Here is a 25556-nt window from a genome sequence, read left to right as displayed (position 1 = left end):
GCGAAAGAAAGAAAGAAAGAGGGCCGGCTCCCCCTGGGTGGGGGGAGCCGGCCCGCTTTTCGTTCCGGGAACTACGCGAACGCCAGGTCCACGACCCAGAAGCACAGCGCAGCGACCACGGCCGCGGCCGGCATCGTGATGAACCAGCCCAGGATGATGTTCTTGGCGACGCCCCAGCGGACCGCGTTCACGCGCTTGGTCGCGCCCACACCCATGATCGCCGAGGTGATCACGTGGGTGGTGGAGATCGGCGCGTGGAAGAGGTACGCCGAGCCGAACATGATCGAGGCGCCGGTGGTCTCGGCCGCGAACCCCTGCGGGGGGTCCAGCTCGATGATCTTGCGGCCGAGCGTACGCATGATGCGCCAGCCACCCGCGTACGTACCCAGCGACAGCATCACGGCGCACACGACCTTGACCCAGACCGGGATCGGCGCATCCGCGCTCTGCACGTCGGCGATGACCAGGGCCATCACGACGATGCCCATCGTCTTCTGCGCGTCCTGCAGACCGTGGCCGAGCGCCATCGCGGCCGCCGAGACCGTCTGCGCGATACGGAAGCCGTGCTTCGCCTTGTGCGGGTTGGACCGGCGGAACATCCACAGGATGGCCACCATCACCAGGTAGCCGACGACCAGACCGACGACCGGCGAGACGAACATCGGGATGACGACCTTGTCGAGGACCCCCGACCAGATCACCTCCGTGCCGCCGGCCAGGGCCGCGCCCACCATGCCGCCGAACAACGCGTGCGAGGAAGACGAGGGCAGCCCGAAGTACCAGGTGATCAGGTTCCAGACGATCGCACCGACCAGCGCCGCGAAGAGGATCCACATGCCCGTGGATCCGGTGGGCGTCTCGATCAGGCCCTGGCTGACCGTCTTGGCCACGCCGCTGCCCAGGAAGGCGCCGGCGAGGTTCATCACGGCCGCCATCGCCAGCGCCGCCCGCGGGGTCAGCGCCCTCGTCGAAACGGACGTCGCGATCGCGTTCGCCGAGTCGTGGAAACCGTTCGTATATGTGAAGCCGAGCGCGACACCGATGGTCACGACCAGAGCAAAGGTGTCCACGAGGTTCAGGACTCCTTGACCGCGATGGTCTCCACCGTGTTCGCAACGTGCTCGAACGCGTCGGCCGCCTCTTCGAGCACGTCGACGATCTGCTTGAGCTTCAGCACCTCGATGGCGTCGTACTTGCCGTTGAAGAGCTGGGCGAGCAGCTTGCGGTGGATCTGGTCGGCCTGGTTCTCAAGGCGGTTGACCTCGATCCAGTACTCGGTGAGGTTGTCCATCGTCCGCAGGTGCGGCATGGCCTCCGCGGTCAGCTCGGCCGCCCGCGCCAGCACCTCGATCTGCTGCTCGACACCCTTGGGGAGCTCCTCCACGTTGTAGAGGACGACGAGGTCGACGGCCTCCTCCATGAAGTCCATGATGTCGTCGAGCGACGAGGCCAGGTTGTAGATGTCCTCGCGGTCGAACGGCGTGATGAAGGAGGAGTTCAGCTGGTGGAAGATCGCGTGAGTGGCGTCGTCCCCCGCGTGCTCTGCTGCCCGCATCCGCTCCGCGATCTCGGCCCGGGCGGAGGCATCCGCTCCGAGCAGTTCCATCAGGAGCTTGGAGCCCGTGACGATGTTGTCCGCGGATGCGGCGAACATGTCGTAGAAGCTCGTCTCCCTGGGGGTCAGACGAAATCGCACGTGAGGTCCTCGGGGTGCATCGGATTCGGTCAGGCTGATGCTAGGCGCATCCCCCGGCCACGGCTAACCGGCCGTTCCCCAGTGTGCTCCATCGGGCAGAGTGAGGACCACGGGCCCCTGCCCCGCAGGGCAGAGCCCAGTATCCTATACCCATGAGGGGTATGCGTTCGGCATGCACCCCTCATTCCGGACCACGGGAGGACGTATGACGACCATCGAGGCGGAGGGCTCCGGAGCCGTCCACGGCTACCACCACCAAAAGGACGAGCACCTCAAGCGACTGCGCCGGATCGAGGGCCAGATCCGCGGCCTCCAGCGGCTCGTCGACGAGGACGTCTACTGCATCGACATACTCACCCAGGTCTCGGCGAGCACGAAGGCACTGCAGTCCTTCGCGCTCCAGCTGCTGGAGGAACACCTGCGGCACTGCGTCGCCGACGCCGCGGTCAAGGGCGGCGCCGAGATCGACGCCAAGGTCGAGGAAGCCACCAAGGCAATCGCCCGCCTCCTGCGCACCTGAGCGGCAGCCGACGGACAGGGCACACCCGCGAGCCCACGAGCCCCGCCGGGAGGTGAACGGCCGACTAGTGCCCGAGCAGGACCTCGTCGATCCGGTCCAGGCTGAGCCGCTCCTCCGCGGCCGCCGAGGCGGCGATGATCAGCTCACCGCACAACTCGATCTCGGCGAGAGCAACGTGGTCCTGCACCGTCGTACCGCCTGCGGGAGTCACGCGCGTGTCACCTCAATCTGCCACCGGCCACCGGCCGTCATCGGTCATACCGCACCGCACCACGCGCCGGCGCCCGGCTTCTCAGCGTAGGGAGGCCGGGCCGTCCCCCGCATGACACGGATGGACCATTTCCGGATACCGGGCCGTGGCCCGATCGCGCCGCCCACTCCCCGCCCGCCCCACTAGTCCGAGATCTTTCCGGCGTAAATGTCCCCGCTTGCGGGCAATACGACGGTCACCGGAGTCCCGAACCCGTACAGCAGCGTGGTGGAGGACACATCGATCACGCCATTGTTGACGTACGTGAACCGGTGTCTGACCTTCCGCAAGCGCCCCTCCTCGTCGAGGTAGGCGTCGAACGGCACCGTGTCCGTGCTGAACCCTTTCGCCGCCGCCTCCAGTACCCCCTTCACCTCCGGCGACGCGCTCCCCGCGGCCCGCCCGATGTCGGTGGTCCCCCGGTAGTGCCGCACCTTCGTGCCCGCCACCTCGGTCTCCCCCACGTACGTCACCTCCTGCGCGCCCTTCAGCAGCTCGGCCGCGACCAGCGGATCGGTGGCCCCGCCCGTGACCAGGTTCCCGTCGTTCAAGGTCGTCGTGTCGACCCTGACCCACTTGTCGTCCGGGACGCCCGCGCCGCGGTTCTTCATGTAGAGCGCGCCCGGCACGAGCAGCTCCGTGATGGGCCGGTGCTCGGCCTTGCCCTTCACATCGGCCGGGAGCATCACAAGGAGCTGGCCCATCCGCTTCTTGAAGTCGACCCCGCCCTCACCGCGGATCGTGACCCGGGTGCCGCCCGTGGCCATCTCCATGGCCGTACGGGCCCGGGCGCTGCCGGTTCTCGCCAGTGCGTCGGCGGCCCCGCGGACCACCGCCGCCGCGTCCACCGGAGGTCGGCCGTCGCCCGCGTCGCCCGCACACCCGGTCATCGTCGTGACCGCCAGGGTGACGCCGGCGGCGAGCACCGCCTCACCCGCACGCCCGCGCGGCCGCCTGAGCTGGTGATCCACCATCGCCTGCCAACCCCCAACGCATGACCGCTGCTTGCCCGAGGCCCCCACCCGCTCCGCTTAACGAGGTCAGGGGTTTCCCGTCACGGGGACGCACCCTCCCCGCGCGCCGCCCGCCCCGGTACCGTGGACCCGTGGAACCGCACACCGAAGCGAGGCCGGCCCCTCCGCTTGACTCCCTGCCGCTCCCGCGGCCGCACGCACAGCCGGAAGCACCGGCCGGCCACATCACATCCACCGCGGACCGCGGGTCGTTCTGTCTGGCCGTCTGCACCTGCGGCTGGAGGGGGCCGGCCCGCCGCTCCCGCGACCTGGCCCGCAGGGACGCGACCCGCCACACGGAGTCGTAGCTAGACCGTTCGGACCGCCCGGCTGGCCGGGGCGCGCCACAGCGGATGCCCTTGACCCATGCCAGGTTCCGCAGACCGCCTCGCGACCCTCCTCTGGGCCCTGCTCATCGTGTCCGCCCCGGCTTCCGCTGCCTGGGCCGGGCCCGTGGGCTCGGCGGACAGCCCTGCCGACGTGACCCTGGCCATCGGGCTCACCTCGGCCGCAGCCGCGGCGACCGGTTGGTGGCTGCGTTCCCGGTACCGCCGCGACACCGACGGCGGTGATCCCTGATGCCCCGCACCCGCACCCGCTCCGGCTCCCGGACGCGCTCGCGGCCGAAGGCGGTGCGGGTGTTCTTCGGGGCGGCGCTGCTGTGCCTGCTGGCCGCCGCGCTGCTCGCCGTGTGGAACGCGTACGCGCAGAGCTGATCCCGGCCGCACCGGGTGCGCCGTCAGGCGGCGAGGTCGCTCTCGTGCGTACGCTGCCCCGCGGGCGGGGTCGGTGCCTGCGGGAGGCCGACCGGCCGGGGCAGCGCCGGGTTCTCGGCCCGTACGAGCCAGCCACCGCGCCGGGAGCGGGCCACCGCCCGCACCACCGGGGTCAGCGCCGCCATCGCGAGCGGCGCGAGCAGGAGCACCACGGCGGTGCCGAGCGCGAGGCCGCCGATGACGTCGGTCGGGTAGTGGATGCCCATGTAGACCCGGCACAGGCCCTCGACGAAGGCCAACCCGATCCCTAGGAGGCCGAACTTCCGGTTCGCCACGAACAGGCCCACGCCCAGGGCCATCGCGAGCGTGGTGTGACCGCTGACGAAGGAGAACTCGGTGCGCCCGAGCCCCCACCCCCAGCCGGGATCGATCACTTGCAGGCCCTCGTGTTGGCGGAACGGCCGCTGCCGCCCCACGAATTCGCGCAGCGGCACGTTCACGAGCAGCGCCAGTACGGCGGCCAGCGGGGCCCAGACGAGTGCGGCGAAGGTCTCGACGGTGGTGGCCCCGTCCTGCCGGCGGGTCCCGTGCCAGCACCACAGGACCAGGAGCACCAGGGCCAGCAGGATCCCGTACTCCCCGGCCAGGCTCACGACCCGGTCCAGCCACGCCGGGGCGTGCCGGGCGGCTCCGTTGATCTCGTACAGCAGGCTGACATCCACGTTCGGCCCACCTGTTGTGAGTCCAGCCATGGTGATGCGGCCCCTTGCCCTTGCCGTGGTTCTCCTGCGGAACGCACCCCTGTGTGCGCCCCTCCGCCCCCCACTTGATCAACCCCCGCGTTCATGGAACGCCCGTTCTGGCTCCTGCGTTCCATTCTCCACGCAATGATCACTCCAACGTTATCGAAGAGTGACCCATCGTCGCAGCTCAGGGCCTTTGCATTACGGAGAGTTGCTAAGGCGCCGGAGTGGCGGCGGGGCGCGTCGGAAGGGCCTCCGCACCGTCCTTGGTCACGCGCGTCGCGCCGAAGTAGTCAGGGGTGTCGATCTTGTCGAACCGGATGACGGCGCCGGTGTACGGGGCGTTGATCATGTACCCGCCGCCCACGTAGAGCCCGACGTGCCGGATCTCCCGAGAGTTCGTCAGATCGTCGGAGAAGAAGACGAGGTCACCGGGCAGGAGTTGATCGCGGGTGGGGTGCGCCCCGGCGTTGTACTGGTCGTTCGCCACTCGCGGCAACTCGATCCCCACGGTCTCGTACGCAGCCTTGGTCAAGCCGGAACAGTCGAACCGCCCGTCCTGATCGGGCGTCCCGTTCCCACCCCACAGATACGGCGTCCCGAGCTGCTTCTGCGCGAAGTAGATCGCCCCGGCGGCCTGTTGCGAGGGCGCCACCCGCCCGACGGGCCGCGCGAAGCTCTTCTCCAGGGACCTGATGGACTTCACGTAGCCCTGCGTCTCGCTGATCGGAGGCACGCCCCCGGCCTTGATCACGCGATAGGGGCCGGCGTTGTAGGCGGCGAGCATATTGTCAGAACGATCCCCCGGTACTTGGGCGACGTCCTTGGCGAGTTGGCAGTCGTACGAAGCGGCCGAGGGAATGGCGTCCTTGGGATCCCAGATGTCACGATCGCCGTCACCGTCACCGTCGACACCGTAAGTGGCCCAGGTTCCGGGGATGAACTGGGCGATGCCGCGCGCGTCGGCGTGACTCACCACGTTCGGCTTCCAGCCGCTCTCCGTGTAGAGCTGCGCTGCCAGCAGCGCCGGGTTGAGAGCGGGGCAAAGGTTTCCCCACTTCTCCACCAGCGGCTGGTAGACCGCCGGAACCGACCCCTTGACCAGTCCAACGGCACCTTGCCTGCCGCCGTTCGCGATCCCTGCCGCCGCCGAATACGTGCCGACGACCAGCAGGGCCACGAAGGTCAGGCACGCACCGATCCCGAGCCCGCTTGCCATCCAGAACTTGCGCACTCGTCAACAGTGCCTCATCGAACGTCACCTGACAGTGGATTCGTCAGCCAGACCCGGCACTATTTCACCGGAAAGCCGGTGCAATAGACACTGCTGTACTCCTTGATCCCCCGGACCCGGTAGACGAGCACAGTCCAGTCGCCGGGGTCGTTGGCGAGCGGGATGGCCGGAAACTTCTTCTTCGTTCCCTCGTTGTCCACCAACTGCGTGGCGAAGTCGTCCGGATACGTGAGCTCCACCTCGCCCCCGGTGGCCGGGTCCTTCAGGTCGACCGGCTTGCTGGTGTAACCGATGCTGTGGTTGTAGTCCTTGACGAACTCGTAGGGGCGCTGGGTGGTCACGTCGATCTCGTGCGGGGCCTTGACCCCGACGGAGACCGCGTAGGCGCCCTTCTCCGTGTTGTACGGCTTCAGATACACACGGATCTTGACCTTGCCCGTGACCGTCTGCGCGGTCGGGTCGTCGGCGTCGACGACGGAACCCACGAGGAACTCCGCCCGCTCCTCCGCGGGCAGACTGCAGCCCCCACCACCCGGACCGCCTCCGGTCCACAGGTCCCGCGACACCTTGTTCGGCTCGATGTGGTCGGGCACGGCCTCCGAACCACCTGCTCCGCCCCCGGAGGAGGCGGAGGGGCTCGAAGCCGGCTGGCCGGCACCGGACGGTCCGGACGGTCCGCCCGGCGTGGCCGGGCTGCTCGGAGCACCCCCCGCCCGCGACCCTCCCCCGGCCTCCTCGCCGTCCCCGTCCTTGAGGAACAGGTACCCGCCGGTGACGAGGCCGCCCACCGCCAGACCGCTGACGGCCGCCAGCGCCCACCGCGGCGGACGCCGCCAACCGGCACCCTGGACCTGCCCCTGACCCTGGTCCTGGGTCTGGCCGGCGGGAACGTACGTCGGCACGTAGCCCGAGCCGACCGGCAGCCCCGGGCCGATCGTGGACGGCAGCCCCGGCACCTGCGCGGCCCCGCCCGCGGCCCTGGTCAACGCCGCGTACACCGGGTCGTCGACCAGGGCCGAGTCCACCGCACAGCGCCGGATGATCTCGGCGAGAACGGGCCGGGCCCCCGGCTCCGTCGCCACGCAGGCCTTGACCAGCGCGGCCAGGTCCGGCTCCACGCCCTCGACGTCGATCTCGCCGTGGACCGCACGGAAGTTGACGGTGGTCGGGTCCCCCACCCCGTACGGTGCCCGGCCCGTCGCCGCATAGGCGATCGTGGCGCCCAGCGCGAAGACGTCCGCGGCATCCGCCGCCTCGCCCCGCAACAACACCTCGGGAGCCGTGTAACCGGGAGTGCCCGGAGCAGTGCCGTCCTGCGTGAGAGCCGTCTCGGCCACGCCCTTGGCGATGCCGAAGTCGATCAGCTGCGGCCCCTGCGAGCCCAGGATGACGTTCTGCGGCTTGAGGTCCCGGTGCGTCACCCCGTACGCGTGCACACTGGCCAGGCCCTCCGCCAGCGCGGCGAACAGCCTGCGGCACGCGGCGGCGGGCAGAGCACCGTACGCACGCACCGCGTCGCTCAGGGTCGGCCCGGCCACGTACTCGGTGGCGAGCCAGTAGGGAGGCGCCGCCAGCGAGGCGTCGATCAGGTTCGCGGTGTACGCGGAGCGCACCGCGCGGACCGTCTCGACCTCCCGGCGGAACCGCGCGAGGGCCTCCGGATGCCCGGTGATCTCTTCCTTGATCACCTTGATGGCGACCAGCCGGCCACCCGGTGACCGCCCGAGGTACACCTGCCCCATGCCACCGGCGCCGAGCCGGGCCAGCAGTGCCTGCGCCCCGATGTGCGCGGGATCCGTATCTCTGAGGGCCTCCATCCGCACGAGCCTGCCACACCCACGCCCCCGCCCTGACAAGGGGGTTGGATTGTCCGGGCCGTCGTTACCGGGGTGCCACGAACAAACTCTGCGCGCTCCGCCCGATGGGCCCCTTCTCATCGTGCAGCAGCGCGTCCGCCAGCCCGATCCCGGCCGCGTCCACACTCGTACGGGCCTCCACGCACGCCCACTCGCCCACCGGATGGCGGTGCAGGTGGACGGTCAGGTCACCGTTGATGAAGACGTACCGCCCGAAGTCCATCACCGAACTGATCCCGTTCCCCGAATCGGCGGCGATCAGCACCCGGTCCAGCGGCCTGGTCTCCTCACCGGCGATGAGCGGCACCTTCATCCGCATCCAGCAGGTACCGGGACCCAGCTCGACGAAGGCGCCCTCGGTGAACCGGGTCTCCATGGCCGAGTGGTAGCCCGTCTCCCACGGCACCGGGAAGAACGGCGTCACCTCCACCTCCCCGGGCGGCGGCAACTGCGGCCCCGGGACCACGGCCGGAACGGCCTCCTCCGCGACCCGGATCCGCAGGGCCCGCGCCAGCATCACGGGCGCGCCGCCCGCCGGCGCGAGGGCCGCCTCGACCACCTCGGTCCCGCGCCCGGCCCGCAGCACACTGGTGGTGACCTCCAGCTCGCCGATCGGCACCGGGCGCAGGATCTCGTACGTGATCCGGGCGGTCCGCATGTCCGTCCGCGCACCCGGCCGCTCCTCGACGGCCCGCCCGAGCAGCGCGGCCGGCGGCCCGGCATGCTGCGAGCCCGGGTCCCACGGCCCCCGCGTGTACTCGGTGGCCAGGAACCGCCCGGCATCGACCCTCTCGAAGAACCCCTCGACAGCACCCATACCGGCCACGCTACCGACAGGTAACTCCGTGCACCAGACCCGGCGGTCCACTCAACGGGCGAACCCCAACCCCACCCCCAGCCCCACCAGCACCGACCCGATGGCCCGGTTCAGCGCCTTCTGCGCCTTCAGCATCCGGTCGCGCAGCCGTGAGACGGAGAAGAACAGCGCCACCGCCCCGAACCAGCCCAGGTGCGCCGCCGACATGAACAGCCCGTAGCCCACCTGCTGCCACACCGGCGTCTGCGGGTTCACCACCTGCGTGAAGGTCGACACCACGAACAGCGTCGTCTTCGGATTGAGCACATTGGTCAAGAACCCCGACCGCATCGCCCCCAGCCGGGTCAGCTGCGGCTTCGACTCCAGGTCGACGGTCACCTCGGCCCGCGCCCGGAAGGTGCGTATCCCGATCCACACCAGATAGGCCGCACCCGCCAGCTTGATCACGGTGAACAGCGCGGTGGAGGAGGCGATCAACAGACCGACCCCGAGCATCGTGTAGGAGACGTGGACCAGCACCCCGGCCGCGACCCCGGCGGCGGCGAACAGCCCGGTGGGGCGCCCGTAGAGATAGCTGTTGCGGACCACCATGGCGAAGTCGGCACCGGGACTGATCACGGCGAGGAGGGTAATAACAGCGACTGCAATCACTTCTGTCATACGGGGATGCTCACCGCCGCCGCCCCGTGGATCAAGACCCCGAGCACCCGACGCGACGGGGGACAATGGACAACGTGCCGAATACCCCCGCCGCCGACCTCCCCACCCCCCTGCCCGTCCTGCAGGCCGACTGCGCGAACTGCTTCGCGCTGTGCTGCGTCGCACTGCCCTTTGCCAAGTCCAACGACTTCGCCGTGAACAAGCCCGCCGGAACTCCCTGCAAGAACCTCCAGCAGGACTTCCGCTGCGGCATCCACACCCGGCTGCGCGACAAGGGCTTCCAGGGCTGCACGGTCTTCGACTGCTTCGGTGCGGGCCAGCAGACCTCCCAGGTCACCTTCGGAGGCCGCGACTGGCGCACCCACCCGGGCACGGCCCGCCAGATGTTCGAGGTCTTCCCCGTGCTGCGGCAGCTGCACGAGCTGCTGTTCTACGTCAGCGAATCCCTGACCCTCCCGGCCGCCGGCCCGGTCCACGCGGAGCTGCGCCGGACCCTGGCGGAGACGGAGGAATGGACCCGCGCCGACGCCCGGGCCCTGACCGACCTGGACGTCGGCCCCCTCCGCCAAAAGATCAACACGCTGCTCCTGAAGACCAGTGAACTCGTACGGGCGAAGGTGCCGGGCCGCAAGAAGAACCACCGCGGCGCCGACCTGATGGGCGCGCGCCTGGCGGGAGCCGACCTCCGCGGCGCGAACCTCCGCGGCGCCTACCTGATCGCCGCCGACCTCTCCCGCGCCGACCTCCGCACGGCCGACCTGATCGGCGCGGACCTCCGCGACACCAACCTGCGCGGAGCGGACCTCCGCGACGCCATCTTCCTGACCCAATCCCAACTCAACGCAGCCCAGGGCGACCCCACCACCCAAATCCCCCCCACCCTCACCCGCCCCACCCACTGGACCTAAGCCCCCAGCCCGGCAACCCCAGCCCCGCCGGCACTCGCGGCCCGGGGCCGGGGGGTGTCTCTATGTCCTTCGTCAAGGACGTGGTGCCGGGTATGCGGGCGTTTGGGGTGGTCATGCGGCGAGGGTGATGGTGGGGGTTCTGGACTCGTAGAAGGTGCCGTCCCGGAGCATGGCGAACAGGACGCTGATGCGTTGGCGGGCGAGCCGGAGGAGGGCTTGGGTGTGTGTTTTGCCGCGGGCCCTTTGCCGGTCGTAGTAGGCGCGTGAGGCGGGGTCGGCGTTCATGCAGGCGAAGGCGGAGAGGAACATGGCGCGTTTGAGCTGCCGGTTTCCGCCTCGTGGCGCGTGTTCGCCGTGGATCGAGGTCCCCGAGGATCTGGTTGTCGGGGCGAGGCCGGCGTAGGAGGCGAGGTGGGCAGCGGTGGGGAAGCTGGTGCCGTCGCCGACGGTGACCAGCAGGACGGCGGCGGTCCTGACGCCGACTCCGGGCATCGAGGTCAGGACCTGGTGAAGAGGGTGGGCCTCCAGCAGGGTGCTGATCTGCGCCTCCAGGGCCCGGCGCTGGTCGTGGACCGCGGAGAGGGAGGCGGCCAGGGACGGGATCACGATGTCGAGAGTGCCGGTTCCCGGGACCACGACGGTCTGCTCGTCGAGAGCGTCGAAGACCTCGTCGATCAGCCGCGCGGCCATCCGCGGGGCCTTGGGCCGGATCACCTCGACGAGTCTGCGGCGGCCGGCCTTGCGCAGGGCGGCGGGGGATCCGTATCGCTCGAGGAGCCAGGTGACGGCGGGGTGGTCCAGCCGGGGCCCGAGCACGCGCTCGAGGCTCGGGTGGAACTGGGTGAGCAGGCCGCGTATCCGGTTGCTGGTGCGGGTGGCCTCGGCGGCGAGGTCCTGGTCGAAGCCGGTCAGCACCGTGAGCTCGGCGGTGATCTCGTCGGTCAGCTCCAGCGAACGCAGGGTGTGAGGCATCGTCCGGGCGGCGTCCGCGATGACCGCCGCGTCCTTCGCGTCGGTTTTCGCCTCGCCCGGGTAGAGGTCGGCGATCCGCCGCATGGCGAGTCCGGGCAGGTAGGCGACCTCGCAGCCCGCGTCCCGGGCGACGGTCAGGGGCAGAGCGCCGATCGAGGCGGGCTGGTCGACGATGACCAGGACGGTGCCGAACTTGGCCTTGAGTTTGTCGAAGACGGCCCGCAGCCTGGGTTCGCTGTTGGGCATGGGCTTGTCGAAAACCTTCTTCCCGGCCGGGGTGAGCCCGTGGCCGTGGTGGGCGGTCTTGCCGACGTCCATCCCGAGGAAGACGCCCACGCCTTCGATGTCGAACATCGCACCCTCTCAGGGTCGTTGACCAGGCCGGCCTCGGCAACGGCACCGTGCTCGCGCATCCACGTTATGCAGACCTGCCGCCCACGTCGCTGCCCGGCATTGCGCCGGACCGGGCGGTGGCCGGGTCTCTCATCAGCGTCTGTGACGGCACCCCACGGGCCCGGCGACACCACCCCCCAGGTCATTCGTCCGACAGAGGGGACACAGTCATACCGGGCCCGGAGGCCAGCGGCCCCATTGCAGGACCGCGAAAAACATAACGGGGGCGGAGCCCCACTCCCTCCAGCCCCGCCGGCGTTTGAGGCCCGAGACCCGGAGGCGAAGCCCCGGCAACGGCGCCGCACCTGTCCGCCCTCACCGCGGCGACGGCGACGGCGACGACGGCGGCCCTCACACCCGCGCCAAAAACCCCCGCACGGCAGCGCAGAACCCCTCCGGGTCCCCGACCCGCACCGCATGCCCCGCCGGCAGCTCCACCAACCGCACCCCCGCCCTCCGCACCGTCATCTCCCGCGCAAGCTCCGCCGACAACACCCCGCTCCGATCCCCCCGCACCAGCAGCGTCGGCTTCCGCACCTCCAGCCAGTCCCCCCAGTGGTCCCCGTTCAGCGCCCGCTGGGACTCCACCATGTCCTCCACCTCGAACACGGTCCCCCACCCGTCCGGATACTCCTGCAGGGACCCTTCCAGATGCGGCGCCGCACTCCCCACCCCCGCCAGGAACCCGGCCCGGGTCGCGGCCCGTCTCGGCCACTCCCGCACGAACGACAGGTCGTCGTCGACCACCGCCCCGATGTCCTCGACCACCACCGCCCGCACCAGATCCGGCCGCCGCGCCGCGAGCTGGTACGCATTGACCCCGCCCAGCGAATGCCCCAGCACCACCGCCGGCCCCAGCCCCAGCTGCTCCAGCAGGGCCGCCGCATCCGCCACGTACCCCTCCCGCGTGTACTCCGCCGCCCGATCGGACCTCCCGTGCCCCCGCTGGTCCAGGGCGATCACCCGCCACGCCGGACCGAGCTCCCGGGCCAGGCGCTCGAAGGCCCCGGCTCCCTCCTGGAAGTGCCCGTGCAACGCCAGCAGCGGCGCCCCCGGCCCCCCGAAATCCGTATAGGCGAGCCGCCGCCCGTCCTGCATCACCAGCGTCCCCGGCAACGGCCCCAGCTTGTCGATGACCCGCTGCCGCAACAGCTGGTACTCCTCCCAACGCCTGCGCAACCGCCCGCCCGGCCGCTTCACGATCCGCCCCGGCGTAACCGTCTCCCCCCGCCGGAACTGCTCCCGCGTCAGATCGATCCGGATCCCCCCGGGCAACAGGTTCCACCAGTGGTAGCCCTCCTGCCGACCCTCATGGAACACCTCGCCCAGCATCAGGTCCCCGCCCACGAGGTCCTGCACCACGAGGGCCGTGATGTCACAGTGCCCCCAAGCCGGATTCTCCGGAGTCCAGGGGATCTTGGTGATGTCGGAGGGCTCACAGGTCCCGGCCGACCATCCCGCCCGGATGGCCGCCTCGAGGTCCGCGAGAGTCCATGGAGTCGTCATGCTCCCCAGCCTGCCGCACCCCACTGACAACCCCACCGCCACGCCCTCGCGCACCGATGGAACGACTGGAAGAGGATCGGACGCATGTCGGCGGGCCGGCCCAACGACACGCCGTACCACTGCTCCGAACGGCGGCCCCTCACCCCACCCCCCGTACGTCGAGACGACAATCATTGCCCGGCGTCACCCTCCGTGATACACAGAGTGACCGCACGTTCTCGCGCATGCACGCCGCCCTCGCCCAGGTCAGAGCGCGGAAGCGGAGCACGGGCCGCGAGATCGAGTAAAGAGAGCCGTCAAGTCGACGACGGCGGCGGTTTCATCAGCGAAGATAGTGCGTGACCCCTGCCGTCGGGCGAGGGGCTTCCGGAACTACCCATACAGGGGCGGTGAGTTACATGATCCTGGCAGCCGAAAAGGGCGACATCACCACCATCATCGGCGGAATCGCCCCGAACTGGGGGCCTTTCGGCAGTCTCGGCAACGAAGCGAAGGTCATGATCGAGGTGGTCATGGCCGTCGCGATCCTGCTCTGCCTGGGCATCGCCATCTGGGGGGCGGCCAAACAGCGCATCGGAGCGACCGCCCTGCGCGACACGTTCAGCGCGGAACAGGGCAAGGGCCTGATCGTGGCCGGACTCACCGGAGTCTTCATCATCGGCTCCCTCGGGACGCTGTTCACGATCGTCTACGGGATGGCCGTCTAGCCGGGCCACGCGCCGGGCCCCGTAGCTGATGACGCATCACCACACCACATCCACGCGGGAACCAGCGCTACCGTCGTACGACGCGGAGGGGGCGGACAGGCAATGAGCAACGACGACGACCAGTACGGCGGCGCCGGCGGCTACGGCGAGGTCGGCGGCACCGGCCAGACCCGCACCCGCCTCCCGGACCCCCCGGCCGACCCCTACGGCCCCGTCCGCCGCACCCCCCGCACCTCCCGCAGCCTGATCACGGTGGTCGGCGTGGTGGTCCTCCTGATCGCCGCCATCGCCTTCGCCAACTCGACCCCGGACACCCCCTCGGACCCCGCCTCGGACAAACCCCCGACGGACTCCTCCACGGCGGCCTCGGGCACGAACCCGGTGACGGGCAAATCGGCGGGCATCCCCAAGGGCTTCGCCCAGGACGAACAGGGAGCCCAGTCAGCCGCCGCCAACTTCGCGGTCGCACTGGGTTCTGACGGCATGTTCAAGAAGAACTCCCGGCACGCCCTGGTGGACGGAATCTACACACCTGACGTGGCAGCCCGCATCAAGGGCCCGCAGGACGAGGCGTACTCGGCCGACTTCCTCGCGAAGCTGGGACTCGACGCCAACGGCAACGCCCCGCAGGGCAGCACCTTCGTCACCCGTACCGTTCCGATCGGCACCCGCGTCGAGAGCTACACGCCGACCACGGCCAAGATCGCCGTCTGGTACACCGGTCTGATCGGCATGTCCGGCCCCCAGTCCACCGACCCGGTGCGGACGCTCTGGAAGACCTGGACCTTCGAACTGATCTGGATCGGCGAGGGTTGGAGAGTCCTCGACGACACCCAGCAGGACGGGCCCGCCCCGGTTCCCGGCGACGTCCCTGTTTCGACGTCGGACGACATGAGCAAGGCCATCAAGGAATTCGGGGGATTCACCTATGCCCGCTAGCCTCCGGCTGCCCACCCGGCTAGGCATGATCGCCTCGGCCCACGTGGCCGTGCTAGCCCTGGCCACCCGCGCTCAAGCCGCTCCCGTGCCGACTCCGACGCCAACGCCAACGCCAACCGCCGCACCCTCCTCTACCGCTGACCCCTGCGCCCTGCTCGACGGCCCCTCCAAGCAGTACTGCCAGGGCGGAGCGGGCACATCCGGCAGCACCCCCGGGACAGGACTGGCACCCAGCGACGGCGGAGAGGCCCTCAACCCCCTAGCCTCCCTGGCCCGCGGCTGCGCCGACGCCGCCGCCTGGATCGTCACCAAACTCAGCGAAGCGGTCAAGGGCTCGGCCGAGGTCGACTTCACCAACCCCGCCTTCCTCAAGCAGTACTCCGTCGTCTTCGCCGCCTCCACCATCCTCACCCTCGTCCTGTGGCTCTTCGCCGTCGCCAAGCGAGCCGTCCGCGGCGTCCCCCTCACCACCGCCATGTCCGAAGCCATCGGCTTCCTCTGGCTCACCGTCCTCGCCTCCGCCTTCACCCCCCTCATCCTCTACACCGTCGTCTCCGCCACCGACGGCGTCACCGCCGTCATCGCCTCCACCACCGGCGGCCAGACCGACGTCTTCTTCGGCTCCTTCACCGAAGCCCTCAAGAAGGGCGACGACATCGGCGGCGGCCCGATCATGCTGATCGTCGTCGCGCTCGTCACCGTCCTCGCCGCCGGCGTGCTCTACCTGGAGCTGTTCATCCGGGCCGCCCTCCTCTACGTCGGCGCCCTCCTCGGCGTCGTCGTCTACTCCGGGCTCGTCGACCGCAACCTCTGGGGCCACGTCCGCCGCTGGGCCGGCATCATGATCGCCGTCATCCTCGTCAAGCCGGTCATCGTCATCGTCCTCGGCCTCGCCGGCGCCCTGACCGGCGAAAAGGGCCCCAACGCCTTCTCCGCCGTCGTCACCGGCCTCGCCATCATCCTCCTGGCGATCTTCGCCTCCGCGATGATCTACCGCTTCGTGCCCGGCTTCGGCGACGAAATCGCCTCCGCCCACTCCAACCGCAGCAAGGCCACCGACGGCGCCCAGGCGGCCGCCGTCATCAGCTCCCCGGCCTCCCTCGTCTCGCAGGGCATCAAGACCCACAGCAGCCGCGGCGCCCACCGCGGCGGCGACGGCAGCAGCAGCGGCAACCACGCGCCCCGCCCCGCCAACCCCCTCTCCGGAGGCGTGGCCGCCCACAGCAGCCGACCCACCTCCGGCGGCGGAGCCGGCGGCGGATCTGTCCCCTCCGCCGCACCCCCGCCCCGCACGAGCTCGAGCACGAGGAACACAGGAGGTGACGGGCGTTGACGACCCAGTCCCACCAGCTGCACCCGGTCGCGCCCCGCCGCACGTATCTCATCGGCCGCGCCCGGCCGAACGCGATCGTCGGCAAGAACCGCGAGACTGGCGAGATCGCCCTGATCATCGCCGGGGCGTTCCTCGGCATGATGAGCGGACTGCTCGTCCCCGACCTCACCCTGCGCATCGTCAGCCTCGCCGGCTTCCCCATGGTCGCGCTCGCCGCCGTGTACGTCCCGTACAAGGGCCGCACCTTCTACCGCTGGTTCGAGATCAACCGCAGCTACAAGCGGACCCTGCGCCGCGGTACGACCTACCGCTCGGGCGCCATGGAAGCCGGCATCCGCGGCTCCGACGGCCGCGAGGTCGAGGTCGGCCCGCCCCCCGGCATCGGCCGCATCAACTGGCTCGCCGCCCCCTTCGGCCCCGACGAGATCGCCGTCCTCCTCCACGCGGACCGCCGCACCGTCACCGCCGCCATCGAGATCGAGGGCCCCGGCGTCGGCCTGCGCGACAGCGAGGACCAAGAAGCCCTCGTCGACCGCTTCGGCACCCTCCTCAAGCACGTGGCCAACGGCGACGGCTTCGTCACCCGCCTCCAGATGCTCGCCCGCACCCTCCCCGCCGACCCCGACGCGCACGCCAAGGACGTCGCCCAGCGCGGCGACACCCAGGCCCCCGGCTGGCTCCGCGACTCCTACGACCAGCTCCAGTCGATGGTGTCCACCTCCTCCGAGCAGCACCGCGCGTACCTCGTCGCCTGCATGCACTACACGCGCGAACTCGCCGCCGAGGCCAACGCCATCGCCCGCGCCGGCACCCCCCACAAGGGCCGCAAGATCGACCGCGACACCGGCCTCGCCATCGTCATGGCCCGCGAACTCACCGACATCTGCGCCCGCCTCGCCGAGGCCGACATCCGCGTCCGCCAGCCCCTCGGCCAGGGCCGCCTCTCCTCCCTCGTGCACTCCATGTACGACCCGGACCACCCCATCGACCACATCCAGGCCATGACCAAGCGCAACGCCTGGCCCGCCGAGCTCGACGCCGTCGAGCCCACCTTCCTCCAGGCCAAGACCCGCGAATCCTCCACCCGCGCCCCCTGGTGCCACGCCACCGCCTGGGTCAAGGAATGGCCGATGACGCCCGTCGGCGTCAACTTCCTCGCCCCACTGCTCGTCCACACCCCGGACGTGATCCGTACGGTCGCCGTCACCATGGACCTGGAGCCCACCGAGGTCGCCATCGAGCGCATGCTCACCGAGAAGACCAACGACGAGGCCGACGCCTCCCGAGCCGCCAAAATGAACCGGACCGTCGACCCCCGCGACATCGCCGCGCACGGCCGGCTCGACCAAAGAGGTGAAGATCTCGCCAGCGGTGCGGCGGGAGTCAACCTCGTCGGGTACATCACGGTGTCCTCGCGTTCGCCGGAGGCCCTCGCCCGCGACAAGCGGACGATCCGCGCCTCCGCCGGCAAGTCCTACCTGAAGTTGGAATGGTGCGACCGCGAGCACCACCGCGCCTTCGTCAACACCTTGCCGTTCGCCACCGGCATCCGACGCTAGCTGGAGGGAAGTGCCGCCCATGCGAGATCCCATGTCCGCCCTGACGGACGCCTTCACCAGCTTCCTCTTCGGCAAAGTCGAAACCACGCGCCTGCCCGTACGCACCTCCACCGGGCAGGCGCAAGCCGTCTACCTGCCCACCGCGGCCCCCGGCCTCGGCGACTCCGGTGTCATCATCGGCCGCGAGGTCTACAGCGGCAAGGGCTACATCTACGACCCCTTCCAGCTGTACGGCCAGCAGCTCCCGGCCCCCCACTGGCTGGTCCTCGGCGAATCCGGAAACGGAAAGTCAGCCCTCGAAAAGACCTACGTCCTGCGCCAGCTCCGCTTCAAGGACCGCCAGGTCGTCGTCCTCGACGCCCAGGGCGAGGACGGCGTCGGCGAATGGAACCTGATCGCCCAGCAGCTGGGGATAACCCCCATCCGCCTGGACCCCATCGCCGCCAACGACGACGGGATCCGCCTCAACCCCCTCGACCCGGCCATCACCGCGACCGGCCAGCTCGCGCTGCTCCGGACCATCATCGAGGTGGCCATGGGCCACGGCCTCGACGAGCGCGCCGGCTTCGCCCTCAAGGTCGCGCACGCCTACGTCGTCGACACCATCCGCGACCGCCAGCCCGTCCTCACCGACATCGTCGAGCAACTGCGCCACCCCGAGGCCGAATCCGCCCTCGCCATGAACGTCGACATAGACGATGTCCGGGCCTGGGGCCTCGACGTCGCGCTCGTCATCGACCGACTCGTCGACGGCGACCTGCGCGGCATGTTCGACGGCCCCACCACCGTCGGCATCGACCTCGACGCGCCCCTCATCGTCTTCGACCTCTCCCACATCGACCGCAACTCCATCGCGATGCCGATCCTCATGGCGATCGTCGGCGTCTGGCTCGAGCACACCTGGATCCGCCCCGACCGGAAGAAGCGCATCTTCCTCGTCGAGGAGGCCTGGCACATCATCAACAGTCCCTTCGTCGCCCAGCTGTTCCAGCGCCTGCTGAAGTTCGGCCGCCGCCTCGGCCTGTCCTTCGTCGCCGTCGTCCACCACCTCTCCGACGTCGTCGACGGCGCCGCCGCACGCGAAGCCGCGGCCATCCTCAAGATGGCCTCGACCAGAACGATCTACGCCCAGAAGGCGGACGAGGCCCGCGCCACCGGCCGCGTACTGGGCCTCCCGCGCTGGGCGGTGGAAATCATCCCGACCCTCACCCCCGGCATCGCGGTCTGGGACGTCAACGGCAACGTCCAGGTGGTCAAACACCTGATCACCGAAGCCGAACGCCCCCTCGTCTTCACCGACCGCGCCATGACCGAGTCCTCCACCCCCAGCCACCTCCCCGCCGACCTGCTCGCCGCCGAACTGGAGGCGGAGGAACGGGCCCTGTCCATCGAACGCCGCCGCGGCGGCGGTCCCGGATCCGCGACCACGGTGGCCTGACCATGCACGAGGCACGACGTACGGAGCCCCCCGCACGCGGCGGCGGCATCCCGGACGGCCTCCTGGTCGGCCTCCTGGCCTTCCTCCTGGGCCTCGCCGTCCTCGTCTGGTCGGCCACCGGCCTCGCGGCCCTCTTCGCGAACGGCACCTGGCCCGACACCGTCACCTTCACCCGGACCCCGGGAGCCGTCCGCGCCCTGATAGCGCAACCGCACGACATCCCCGCCGCCTGGCCGGACACCGACCCGGCAGCCCTGTCGGGCTGGGGCCTGTTCTGGGGCCTGTTCGTCAGCCAACTCCTGGTGATGTTCGTACTCACCGTCTTCGCCATCGGCGTGATCGCCCGCACCAAATCCCGCCGCGCCCTGGCCAAGCAGGCGGCACAGGTCCCCGCACCGGCACCAGCACATCCAGCCCCGCCGGCATTTGAGGCGCGGGGGTCCGGGGGCAGCACCCCCAGCGGCTCGCCCGCACCAGCGGCCACCGCACCAGCCGCCACCGCCCCGGCGGACGAGGCCTACCGCTACGGCTTCGGCTACGCCCCCCGGCCGGCCGCCACCGCCACCACCCTCACGCCCACCGATACGGCAGCGAACGGGATCGCGTACGGCGGCCCGAACGACCGCCTGCGCGCCGCGGCCCACCGCATCGGCGAAGTCGAGGGGGCGGCGCTCGTCGTCACCTCCTCCCCCACCCTCTGGGCCGAAACCAAGGACGCCCGCGCCAAACTCGGCCCGGTCCTCCTCTACGACCCCTCCCACCTGTGCGACACCCCGGCCCGCATGCACTGGAACCCGGCCGAGGGCTGCACCGACCGCGACACCGCCGCCGCCCGCGCAATCGCCCTGCTGGCCCCCGTACGCCCCCAGGCCCGCATGGACGCAGCGGTCGCCGACACCGCGGAGACCCTCCTGCGCAGCTGGCTCCAGGCCGCCGCCCTCGAGGGCCGCCCGTTCAAACTGCTCCACCGCTGGGCCCAGGGCAACAGCGCCCAGGAACCGGTCCGCGTCCTGCGCACCCACCCCCAGGCCGCCCCCGGCACTGCCGGCGAACTGGAGAGCGCCCTCACCGCCCACCCCGAACGCCGCGAGCTCGCACTGAACCTGACGGCCCGTGCCCTCTCCTGCCTGACCTCGATCCACATCCGCGAGGCCTGCAACTCGAACCGTGCCGATGCCCTCGCCCTGGCATCATTCGTCGCCGAAGGGGGCACCCTCTACCTGGTGGGTGAAGCTCTGGAGGATCCCCGCACCCACCCGGGTGCGATGCCCCTGCTCACCGCACTCGCCTCTCACGTGGTCGAGCACGGCCGCCGCATGGCCGCACGGTCATCCCACGGTCGGCTCGACCCACCACTGACCCTGGTGCTGGACGACGTGGCCGCCGTGGCCCCGATCCCCCAGTTCCCGGAACTCCTGACCGAGGGAACGCTCCCCCTGCTCGCCCTCTGCCGCAGCCGCGAACAGGCCCGCTCCCGCTGGCCGGAAGCCGCCCTCACCTAGAGGACCCACTCCCCGGCGACGAGCGTTCCCCACGTGTCCGTGTCGAAGCAGCACGCGTGCCGCCTTCCCACCGGAGCGTGCTCTTCCTTCCTCACGCGCCTGACGCGCCTGACGCGCCTGACGCGCCTGCGCCGGGCCCGGCCGGCCGCACGTAGTGTCGGCGACGGCTGAACTCGGACCCTCTGACGGCGTATCAAAAGTGACCCACTTGGTGATCTTCATCTGACTCTGACCTTGGTGATCAAGGTCAGGAGGGAAGGGTGATCCTCGTGGAGGACTGGGCAGAGATCCGCCGGCTGCATCGGGCCGAGCGGATGCCGATCCGGGCAATCGCCCGGCATCTGGGGATCTCGAGGAACACGGTCAAGCGGGCTCTGGCCACGGACCGGCCACCGAAGTACGAGCGTGCGGTGAAGGGCTCGGCGGTCGACGCGGTCGAGGTGCAGATCCGTGAGCTTCTGCGGGAGACCCCGACGATGCCGGCGACGGTGATCGCGGAGCGGATCGGCTGGGACCGCGGGATGACGATCCTCAAAGACCGGGTGCGCGAGCTCCGGCCGGCCTATGTTCCGGTCGACCCGGTCTCGCGGACGGTTTATCGGCCCGGCGAGCTGGCCCAGTGCGACCTGTGGTTTCCCGAGGCGGACATTCCGCTGGGCTATGGGCAGTGCGGGCGGATGCCGGTGCTGGTGATGGTCTCCGGCTACTCGCGGGTGATCACCGCGAGGATGCTGCCCTCGAGGCGGACCGGGGACCTGATCGACGGGCACTGGCGGCTGCTGACCGAGTGGGGTGCGGTGCCCAAGACGCTGGTCTGGGACAACGAGGCCGGCGTCGGCCGCGGCCGCCCGACCTCCGAGTTCGCCGCGTTCGCGGGCCTGCTCGCCACGAAGATCTACTTGTGCCGACCTCGCGATCCAGAAGCGAAGGGCCTGGTCGAGAGGGCGAACGGCTACCTGGAGACCTCGTTCCTGCCCGGCCGCCACTTCAGCGGCCCGGACGATTTCAACAGCCAGCTGACGGCCTGGCTGAAGGTCGCCAACCGCAGGATCCACCGCACCCTCGGCGCCCGCCCGGCCGACCGATGGGAAGCCGACCGGGCCCAGATGCTGACCCTCCCGGCCGCCGACCCGCCGACCTGGTGGCGGTTCCAGGTCCGCCTCGGCCGCGACCACTACGTCCGCGTCGACACCTGCGACTACTCCGTCGACCCGGCCGCGATCGGCCACCAGGTCACCGTCCTGTCCGACAACGAAAAGGTGATCGTCCTGGCCGCGGGCGGGGAGATCGTCGCAGAACACACCCGCTGCTGGGCCCGCCACCAGACCATCACCGACCCCCAGCACGCCGAAACCGGCCGGATCATGCGCCGAGAACACCACCACCAGCGGCCCACCGGTCACATCCGGTCCGTCGATTCCGGCCCGCTGGTCGAAGTCGAACAACGCGAGCTTGGCACCTACGACCGTCTGTTCACCGTGATCGACGGTGGAAGAGAGGTGATCTGACATGCCCCGCACCACCATCGCCGACACCACCGAGGACACCACCGCCGCTTCGGCTGGAGTGAACCGGCGGACCGGGCAGCAGACCGCCTCCGACCTGGCCTTCCTCGCCCGCGCGATGAAAGCCCCCGCACTCTTGGATGCCGCGGGCCGACTGGAGGAACGGGCCCGCAAGGAATCCTGGACCCACACCGAATACCTCGTCGCCTGCCTCCAGCGGGAGGTATCCGCCCGGGAATCCCACGGCGGCGAAGCGAGAGTACGGGCGGCGCGTTTCCCCGCGGTCAAGACCCTGGAGGAACTCGATGTCACCCACCTGCGCGGCCTGACGCGCCAGCAGCTGGCGCATCTGGGCACGCTGGACTTCATCGCGGGCAAGGAGAACGTCGTCTTCCTCGGCCCGCCCGGCACCGGCAAGACCCACCTGGCCACCGGACTTGCGGTCCGGGCCTGCCAGGCCGGTCACCGCGTCGCGTTCGCCACCGCGGCCGAGTGGGTCGACCGCCTGGCCGATGCCCACCACACCGGCCGCCTGGCCGACGAACTCACCCGACTCGGACGCTATCCGCTGATCGTGGTGGACGAGGTGGGATACATCCCCTTCGAGGCCGAAGCCGCGAATCTGTTCTTCCAGCTCGTCTCGAACAGATACGAACGCGCGTCCGTGATCGTCACCAGCAACAAGCCCTTCGGACGCTGGGGAGAAGTCTTCGGCGACGAGACTGTCGCCGCCGCCATGATCGACCGCCTCGTCCACCACGCCGAGGTCCACTCCCTCAAGGGAGACTCCTACCGCATGAAAGGACGAGAACTCGGCCGCGTTCCCACCGTCAACGACAACGACTGAACCGACACCAGCGGGTCACTTTTCAACCGGCCAAACTGGTCCACTTTTCAGCCGACGCCGACACGTAGACGTACTCCCGTTCCTTGGCGCCCGTCTCCAGTGGTATCAGCAGGCCGCTCGCCTCGAAGCCGTACCGCCGGTAGAAGCTCTCCGCCCTCGGGTTGTCCTCGTGCACGAACAGCCGCACCCGCTCGGTCGCCGGCTCCTCCAGCGACCAGGCCCATTCGAGCCCGGCGTCGAACAGCCTCTCCACGAGCCCGCTCCCCCGCTGCTCGGGTCGTACGAACACCCCGACCACGTGGCCCTGCTGCTGCTCGATGGGCTCGCCGAAGTAGTCGGCGCCACCCTGCGCCTCGATGAGCACGGTCACGGACCCGACCCACCGTCCGTCCGCGGCCTCGGCGATGAACTGCCGGGCGCCCCGCCCCTCGGCGGCCCCCGCGGCACGCTGCTGCCAGTACGCGTCGCCCTGGGCGAGGGCCCCCTCCTCGGTCTCCAGGAATGCCACGGCCGCAGCCGGATCCCGGAGCGCCACCAGACGCAGCTCCTTGACCTTTTCCCACTCGTCGCCCCGCACGGCCCTGATCACATAGTCATCGCTCATGCCCGGGATCTTAACGACGTACCATCACCGGCTCACCTGCGTTTCCCGGCTCCGACATCCGATCCGGCCGGTGAACGCAGAAAAGCCCCGCACCGAACCCATAAAGGGCTGGTGCGGGGCTTCCGCAATAATTGTTCGGCGGCGTCCTACTCTCCCACAGGGTCCCCCCTGCAGTACCATCGGCGCTGAAAGGCTTAGCTTCCGGGTTCGGAATGTAACCGGGCGTTTCCCTAACGCTATGACCACCGAAACACTATGAAATTTGAACATGCTGGTGTTGACACAGCTGTTCGTTATTTCAGAACTAACACAGTGGACGCGAGCAACTGAGGACAAGCCCTCGGCCTATTAGTACCAGTCAGCTTCACCCGTTACCGGGCTTCCACATCTGGCCTATCAACCCAGTCGTCTACTGGGAGCCTTACCCTCTCAAGGAGGTGGGAATACTCATCTTGAAGCAGGCTTCCCGCTTAGATGCTTTCAGCGGTTATCCCTCCCGAACGTAGCCAACCAGCCATGCCCTTGGCAGGACAACTGGCACACCAGAGGTTCGTCCGTCCCGGTCCTCTCGTACTAGGGACAGCCCTTCTCAATATTCCTACGCGCACAGCGGATAGGGACCGAACTGTCTCACGACGTTCTAAACCCAGCTCGCGTACCGCTTTAATGGGCGAACAGCCCAACCCTTGGGACCGACTCCAGCCCCAGGATGCGACGAGCCGACATCGAGGTGCCAAACCATCCCGTCGATATGGACTCTTGGGGAAGATCAGCCTGTTATCCCCGGGGTACCTTTTATCCGTTGAGCGACGGCGCTTCCACAAGCCACCGCCGGATCACTAGTCCCGACTTTCGTCCCTGCTCGACCCGTCGGTCTCACAGTCAAGCTCCCTTGTGCACTTACACTCAACACCTGATTGCCAACCAGGCTGAGGGAACCTTTGGGCGCCTCCGTTACCCTTTGGGAGGCAACCGCCCCAGTTAAACTACCCATCAGACACTGTCCCTGATCCGGATCACGGACCTAGGTTAGACATCCAGCACGACCAGAGTGGTATTTCAACGGCGACTCCACAACCACTGGCGTGGCTGCTTCAAAGTCTCCCACCTATCCTACACAAGCCGAACCGAACACCAATATCAAACTGTAGTAAAGGTCCCGGGGTCTTTCCGTCCTGCTGCGCGAAACGAGCATCTTTACTCGTAGTGCAATTTCACCGGGCCTATGGTTGAGACAGTCGAGAAGTCGTTACGCCATTCGTGCAGGTCGGAACTTACCCGACAAGGAATTTCGCTACCTTAGGATGGTTATAGTTACCACCGCCGTTTACTGGCGCTTAAGTTCTCAGCTTCGCAACCCCGAAAGGTCACTAACCGGTCCCCTTAACGTTCCAGCACCGGGCAGGCGTCAGTCCGTATACATCGCCTTACGGCTTCGCACGGACCTGTGTTTTTAGTAAACAGTCGCTTCTCGCTGGTCTCTGCGGCCACCCCCAGCTCAAGCAGCAAGTGCTATCACCAGTGATGGCCCCCCTTCTCCCGAAGTTACGGGGGCATTTTGCCGAGTTCCTTAACCATAGTTCACCCGAACGCCTCGGTATTCTCTACCTGACCACCTGAGTCGGTTTAGGGTACGGGCCGCCATGAAACTCGCTAGAGGCTTTTCTCGACAGCATAGGATCATCCACTTCACCACAATCGGCTCGGCATCAGGTCTCAGCCTTATATGAGGGACGGATTTGCCTACCCCTCGGCCTACACCCTTACCCCGGGACTACCACCGCCCGGGCTGGACTACCTTCCTGCGTCACCCCATCGCTTACCTACTACAAGTCTGG

24 protein-coding genes and 2 rRNA genes (1 of these 26 cut by a window edge) are annotated in these 25556 nt (G+C 69.2%); 12 read left to right on the top strand and 14 right to left on the bottom strand.

The features are described 5' to 3' along the window. Window positions 1-71 precede the first annotated feature (71 nt). Both OG207_RS23425 and OG207_RS23420 read right to left on the bottom strand, forming a co-directional pair. The gene (locus OG207_RS23425; protein ID WP_329100492.1) at window positions 72-1070 is read right to left on the bottom strand and encodes an inorganic phosphate transporter; all 999 of its coding nucleotides are present in this window, start codon (window positions 1068-1070) and stop codon (window positions 72-74) included. Between the two features lie 5 nt (window positions 1071-1075). Next, window positions 1076-1696, bottom strand: coding sequence for a DUF47 domain-containing protein (locus OG207_RS23420; protein ID WP_307621268.1), 621 nt, complete (start codon window positions 1694-1696; stop codon window positions 1076-1078). A gap of 205 nt (window positions 1697-1901) precedes the next feature. Here OG207_RS23420 and OG207_RS23415 point away from each other — a divergent pair, with 205 nt between their 5' ends. Then, window positions 1902-2216: a metal-sensitive transcriptional regulator gene (locus OG207_RS23415; RefSeq protein ID WP_301369574.1), complete on the top strand. Its 315-nt coding sequence runs from the start codon at window positions 1902-1904 to the stop codon at window positions 2214-2216. A 64-nt stretch (window positions 2217-2280) separates the two neighbouring features. Here the strand turns inward: OG207_RS23415 and OG207_RS23410 are convergent, their stop codons facing one another. Further along, window positions 2281-2427 carry a hypothetical protein gene (locus tag OG207_RS23410; RefSeq protein ID WP_181382593.1) on the bottom strand — a complete coding sequence of 49 codons (147 nt, stop codon included), beginning with the start codon at window positions 2425-2427 and terminating at the stop codon, window positions 2281-2283. A 182-nt stretch (window positions 2428-2609) separates the two neighbouring features. Beyond that, entirely contained in the window at window positions 2610-3440 is an 831-nt protein-coding gene (locus OG207_RS23405; protein ID WP_402694027.1) for a hypothetical protein, read from the bottom strand. Between the two features lie 405 nt (window positions 3441-3845). Here OG207_RS23405 and OG207_RS23400 point away from each other — a divergent pair, with 405 nt between their 5' ends. Beyond that, complete coding sequence (locus OG207_RS23400) at window positions 3846-4058, top strand: hypothetical protein (protein WP_329100485.1); 213 nt, start codon at window positions 3846-3848, stop codon at window positions 4056-4058. Further along, window positions 4058-4195: a hypothetical protein gene (locus OG207_RS23395; RefSeq protein WP_329100483.1), complete on the top strand. Its 138-nt coding sequence runs from the start codon at window positions 4058-4060 to the stop codon at window positions 4193-4195. The genes OG207_RS23400 and OG207_RS23395 overlap by 1 nt, the downstream gene beginning before the upstream one ends. Window positions 4196-4218: 23 nt before the next feature. On the opposite strand, the gene OG207_RS23390 is transcribed toward OG207_RS23395, so the two are convergent. From OG207_RS23390 to OG207_RS23370, 5 genes are all read right to left on the bottom strand, one after another. Beyond that, a complete protein-coding gene (locus OG207_RS23390; protein ID WP_329100481.1) occupies window positions 4219-4947 on the bottom strand; it encodes a phosphatase PAP2 family protein in 729 nt (242 codons plus the stop codon). 205 nt (window positions 4948-5152) lie between these two features. Further along, a complete protein-coding gene (locus OG207_RS23385) occupies window positions 5153-6172 on the bottom strand; it encodes a C40 family peptidase (protein WP_329100479.1) in 1020 nt (339 codons plus the stop codon). A gap of 59 nt (window positions 6173-6231) precedes the next feature. Continuing rightward, entirely contained in the window at window positions 6232-7989 is a 1758-nt protein-coding gene (locus OG207_RS23380) for a serine/threonine-protein kinase (RefSeq protein WP_329100477.1), read from the bottom strand. Window positions 7990-8053: 64 nt separating this feature from the next. Further along, on the bottom strand, window positions 8054-8845 hold the full coding sequence (locus tag OG207_RS23375; protein WP_329100474.1) for a thioesterase family protein: 792 nt from the start codon (window positions 8843-8845) through the stop codon (window positions 8054-8056). A 51-nt stretch (window positions 8846-8896) separates the two neighbouring features. Beyond that, the gene (locus OG207_RS23370) at window positions 8897-9505 is read right to left on the bottom strand and encodes a LysE family translocator (protein ID WP_266594954.1); all 609 of its coding nucleotides are present in this window, start codon (window positions 9503-9505) and stop codon (window positions 8897-8899) included. A gap of 65 nt (window positions 9506-9570) precedes the next feature. Between OG207_RS23370 and OG207_RS23365 the strand changes: the two genes are divergently transcribed. Then, window positions 9571-10413: a pentapeptide repeat-containing protein gene (locus OG207_RS23365; protein WP_402694026.1), complete on the top strand. Its 843-nt coding sequence runs from the start codon at window positions 9571-9573 to the stop codon at window positions 10411-10413. A 111-nt stretch (window positions 10414-10524) separates the two neighbouring features. On the opposite strand, the gene OG207_RS23360 is transcribed toward OG207_RS23365, so the two are convergent. Both OG207_RS23360 and OG207_RS23355 read right to left on the bottom strand, forming a co-directional pair. Beyond that, on the bottom strand, window positions 10525-11739 hold the full coding sequence (locus tag OG207_RS23360; protein WP_329095776.1) for an IS110 family transposase: 1215 nt from the start codon (window positions 11737-11739) through the stop codon (window positions 10525-10527). A 390-nt stretch (window positions 11740-12129) separates the two neighbouring features. Beyond that, window positions 12130-13284 carry an alpha/beta fold hydrolase gene (locus tag OG207_RS23355; protein WP_329100470.1) on the bottom strand — a complete coding sequence of 385 codons (1155 nt, stop codon included), beginning with the start codon at window positions 13282-13284 and terminating at the stop codon, window positions 12130-12132. Window positions 13285-13682: 398 nt separating this feature from the next. Here OG207_RS23355 and OG207_RS23350 point away from each other — a divergent pair, with 398 nt between their 5' ends. From OG207_RS23350 to istB, 8 genes are all read left to right on the top strand, one after another. Continuing rightward, the gene (locus OG207_RS23350; RefSeq protein ID WP_008742356.1) at window positions 13683-13991 is read left to right on the top strand and encodes a hypothetical protein; all 309 of its coding nucleotides are present in this window, start codon (window positions 13683-13685) and stop codon (window positions 13989-13991) included. A gap of 102 nt (window positions 13992-14093) precedes the next feature. Next, window positions 14094-14930 (top strand): hypothetical protein, encoded by an 837-nt coding sequence (locus OG207_RS23345; protein WP_329100467.1) that lies wholly within the window; start codon window positions 14094-14096, stop codon window positions 14928-14930. Further along, the gene (locus OG207_RS23340; protein ID WP_329100465.1) at window positions 14920-16263 is read left to right on the top strand and encodes a hypothetical protein; all 1344 of its coding nucleotides are present in this window, start codon (window positions 14920-14922) and stop codon (window positions 16261-16263) included. The genes OG207_RS23345 and OG207_RS23340 overlap by 11 nt, the downstream gene beginning before the upstream one ends. Further along, window positions 16260-17822, top strand: coding sequence for an SCO6880 family protein (locus OG207_RS23335; protein WP_329100463.1), 1563 nt, complete (start codon window positions 16260-16262; stop codon window positions 17820-17822). The genes OG207_RS23340 and OG207_RS23335 overlap by 4 nt, the downstream gene beginning before the upstream one ends. A gap of 19 nt (window positions 17823-17841) precedes the next feature. Next, window positions 17842-19260, top strand: coding sequence for an ATP-binding protein (locus OG207_RS23330; RefSeq protein ID WP_329100461.1), 1419 nt, complete (start codon window positions 17842-17844; stop codon window positions 19258-19260). 2 nt (window positions 19261-19262) lie between these two features. Further along, window positions 19263-20762 carry a type VI secretion protein gene (locus OG207_RS23325; RefSeq protein ID WP_329100459.1) on the top strand — a complete coding sequence of 500 codons (1500 nt, stop codon included), beginning with the start codon at window positions 19263-19265 and terminating at the stop codon, window positions 20760-20762. 260 nt (window positions 20763-21022) lie between these two features. Beyond that, window positions 21023-22270: an IS21 family transposase gene (istA, locus tag OG207_RS23320; RefSeq protein WP_329094678.1), complete on the top strand. Its 1248-nt coding sequence runs from the start codon at window positions 21023-21025 to the stop codon at window positions 22268-22270. 1 nt (window position 22271) lies between these two features. Continuing rightward, window positions 22272-23114 carry an IS21-like element helper ATPase IstB gene (gene istB / locus OG207_RS23315; protein ID WP_329094680.1) on the top strand — a complete coding sequence of 281 codons (843 nt, stop codon included), beginning with the start codon at window positions 22272-22274 and terminating at the stop codon, window positions 23112-23114. A 22-nt stretch (window positions 23115-23136) separates the two neighbouring features. On the opposite strand, the gene OG207_RS23310 is transcribed toward istB, so the two are convergent. The 3 genes from OG207_RS23310 to OG207_RS23300 form a co-directional block, all read right to left on the bottom strand. Continuing rightward, window positions 23137-23718, bottom strand: coding sequence for a GNAT family N-acetyltransferase (locus tag OG207_RS23310; protein WP_329100458.1), 582 nt, complete (start codon window positions 23716-23718; stop codon window positions 23137-23139). A 133-nt stretch (window positions 23719-23851) separates the two neighbouring features. Beyond that, a 5S ribosomal RNA gene (gene rrf, locus OG207_RS23305) occupies window positions 23852-23968 on the bottom strand. A 78-nt stretch (window positions 23969-24046) separates the two neighbouring features. After that, window positions 24047-25556: ribosomal RNA gene (locus OG207_RS23300) — 23S ribosomal RNA — on the bottom strand (it continues 1614 nt past the right edge of the window).

Origin of the sequence: Streptomyces sp. NBC_01439, from assembly GCF_036227605.1 — a bacterium.
In the GTDB taxonomy this organism is placed as follows: Bacteria; Actinomycetota; Actinomycetes; order Streptomycetales; family Streptomycetaceae; genus Streptomyces.
Note: the sequence above shows the minus strand (reverse complement) of the source record. Positions and strands in the feature narration are given on the sequence as shown.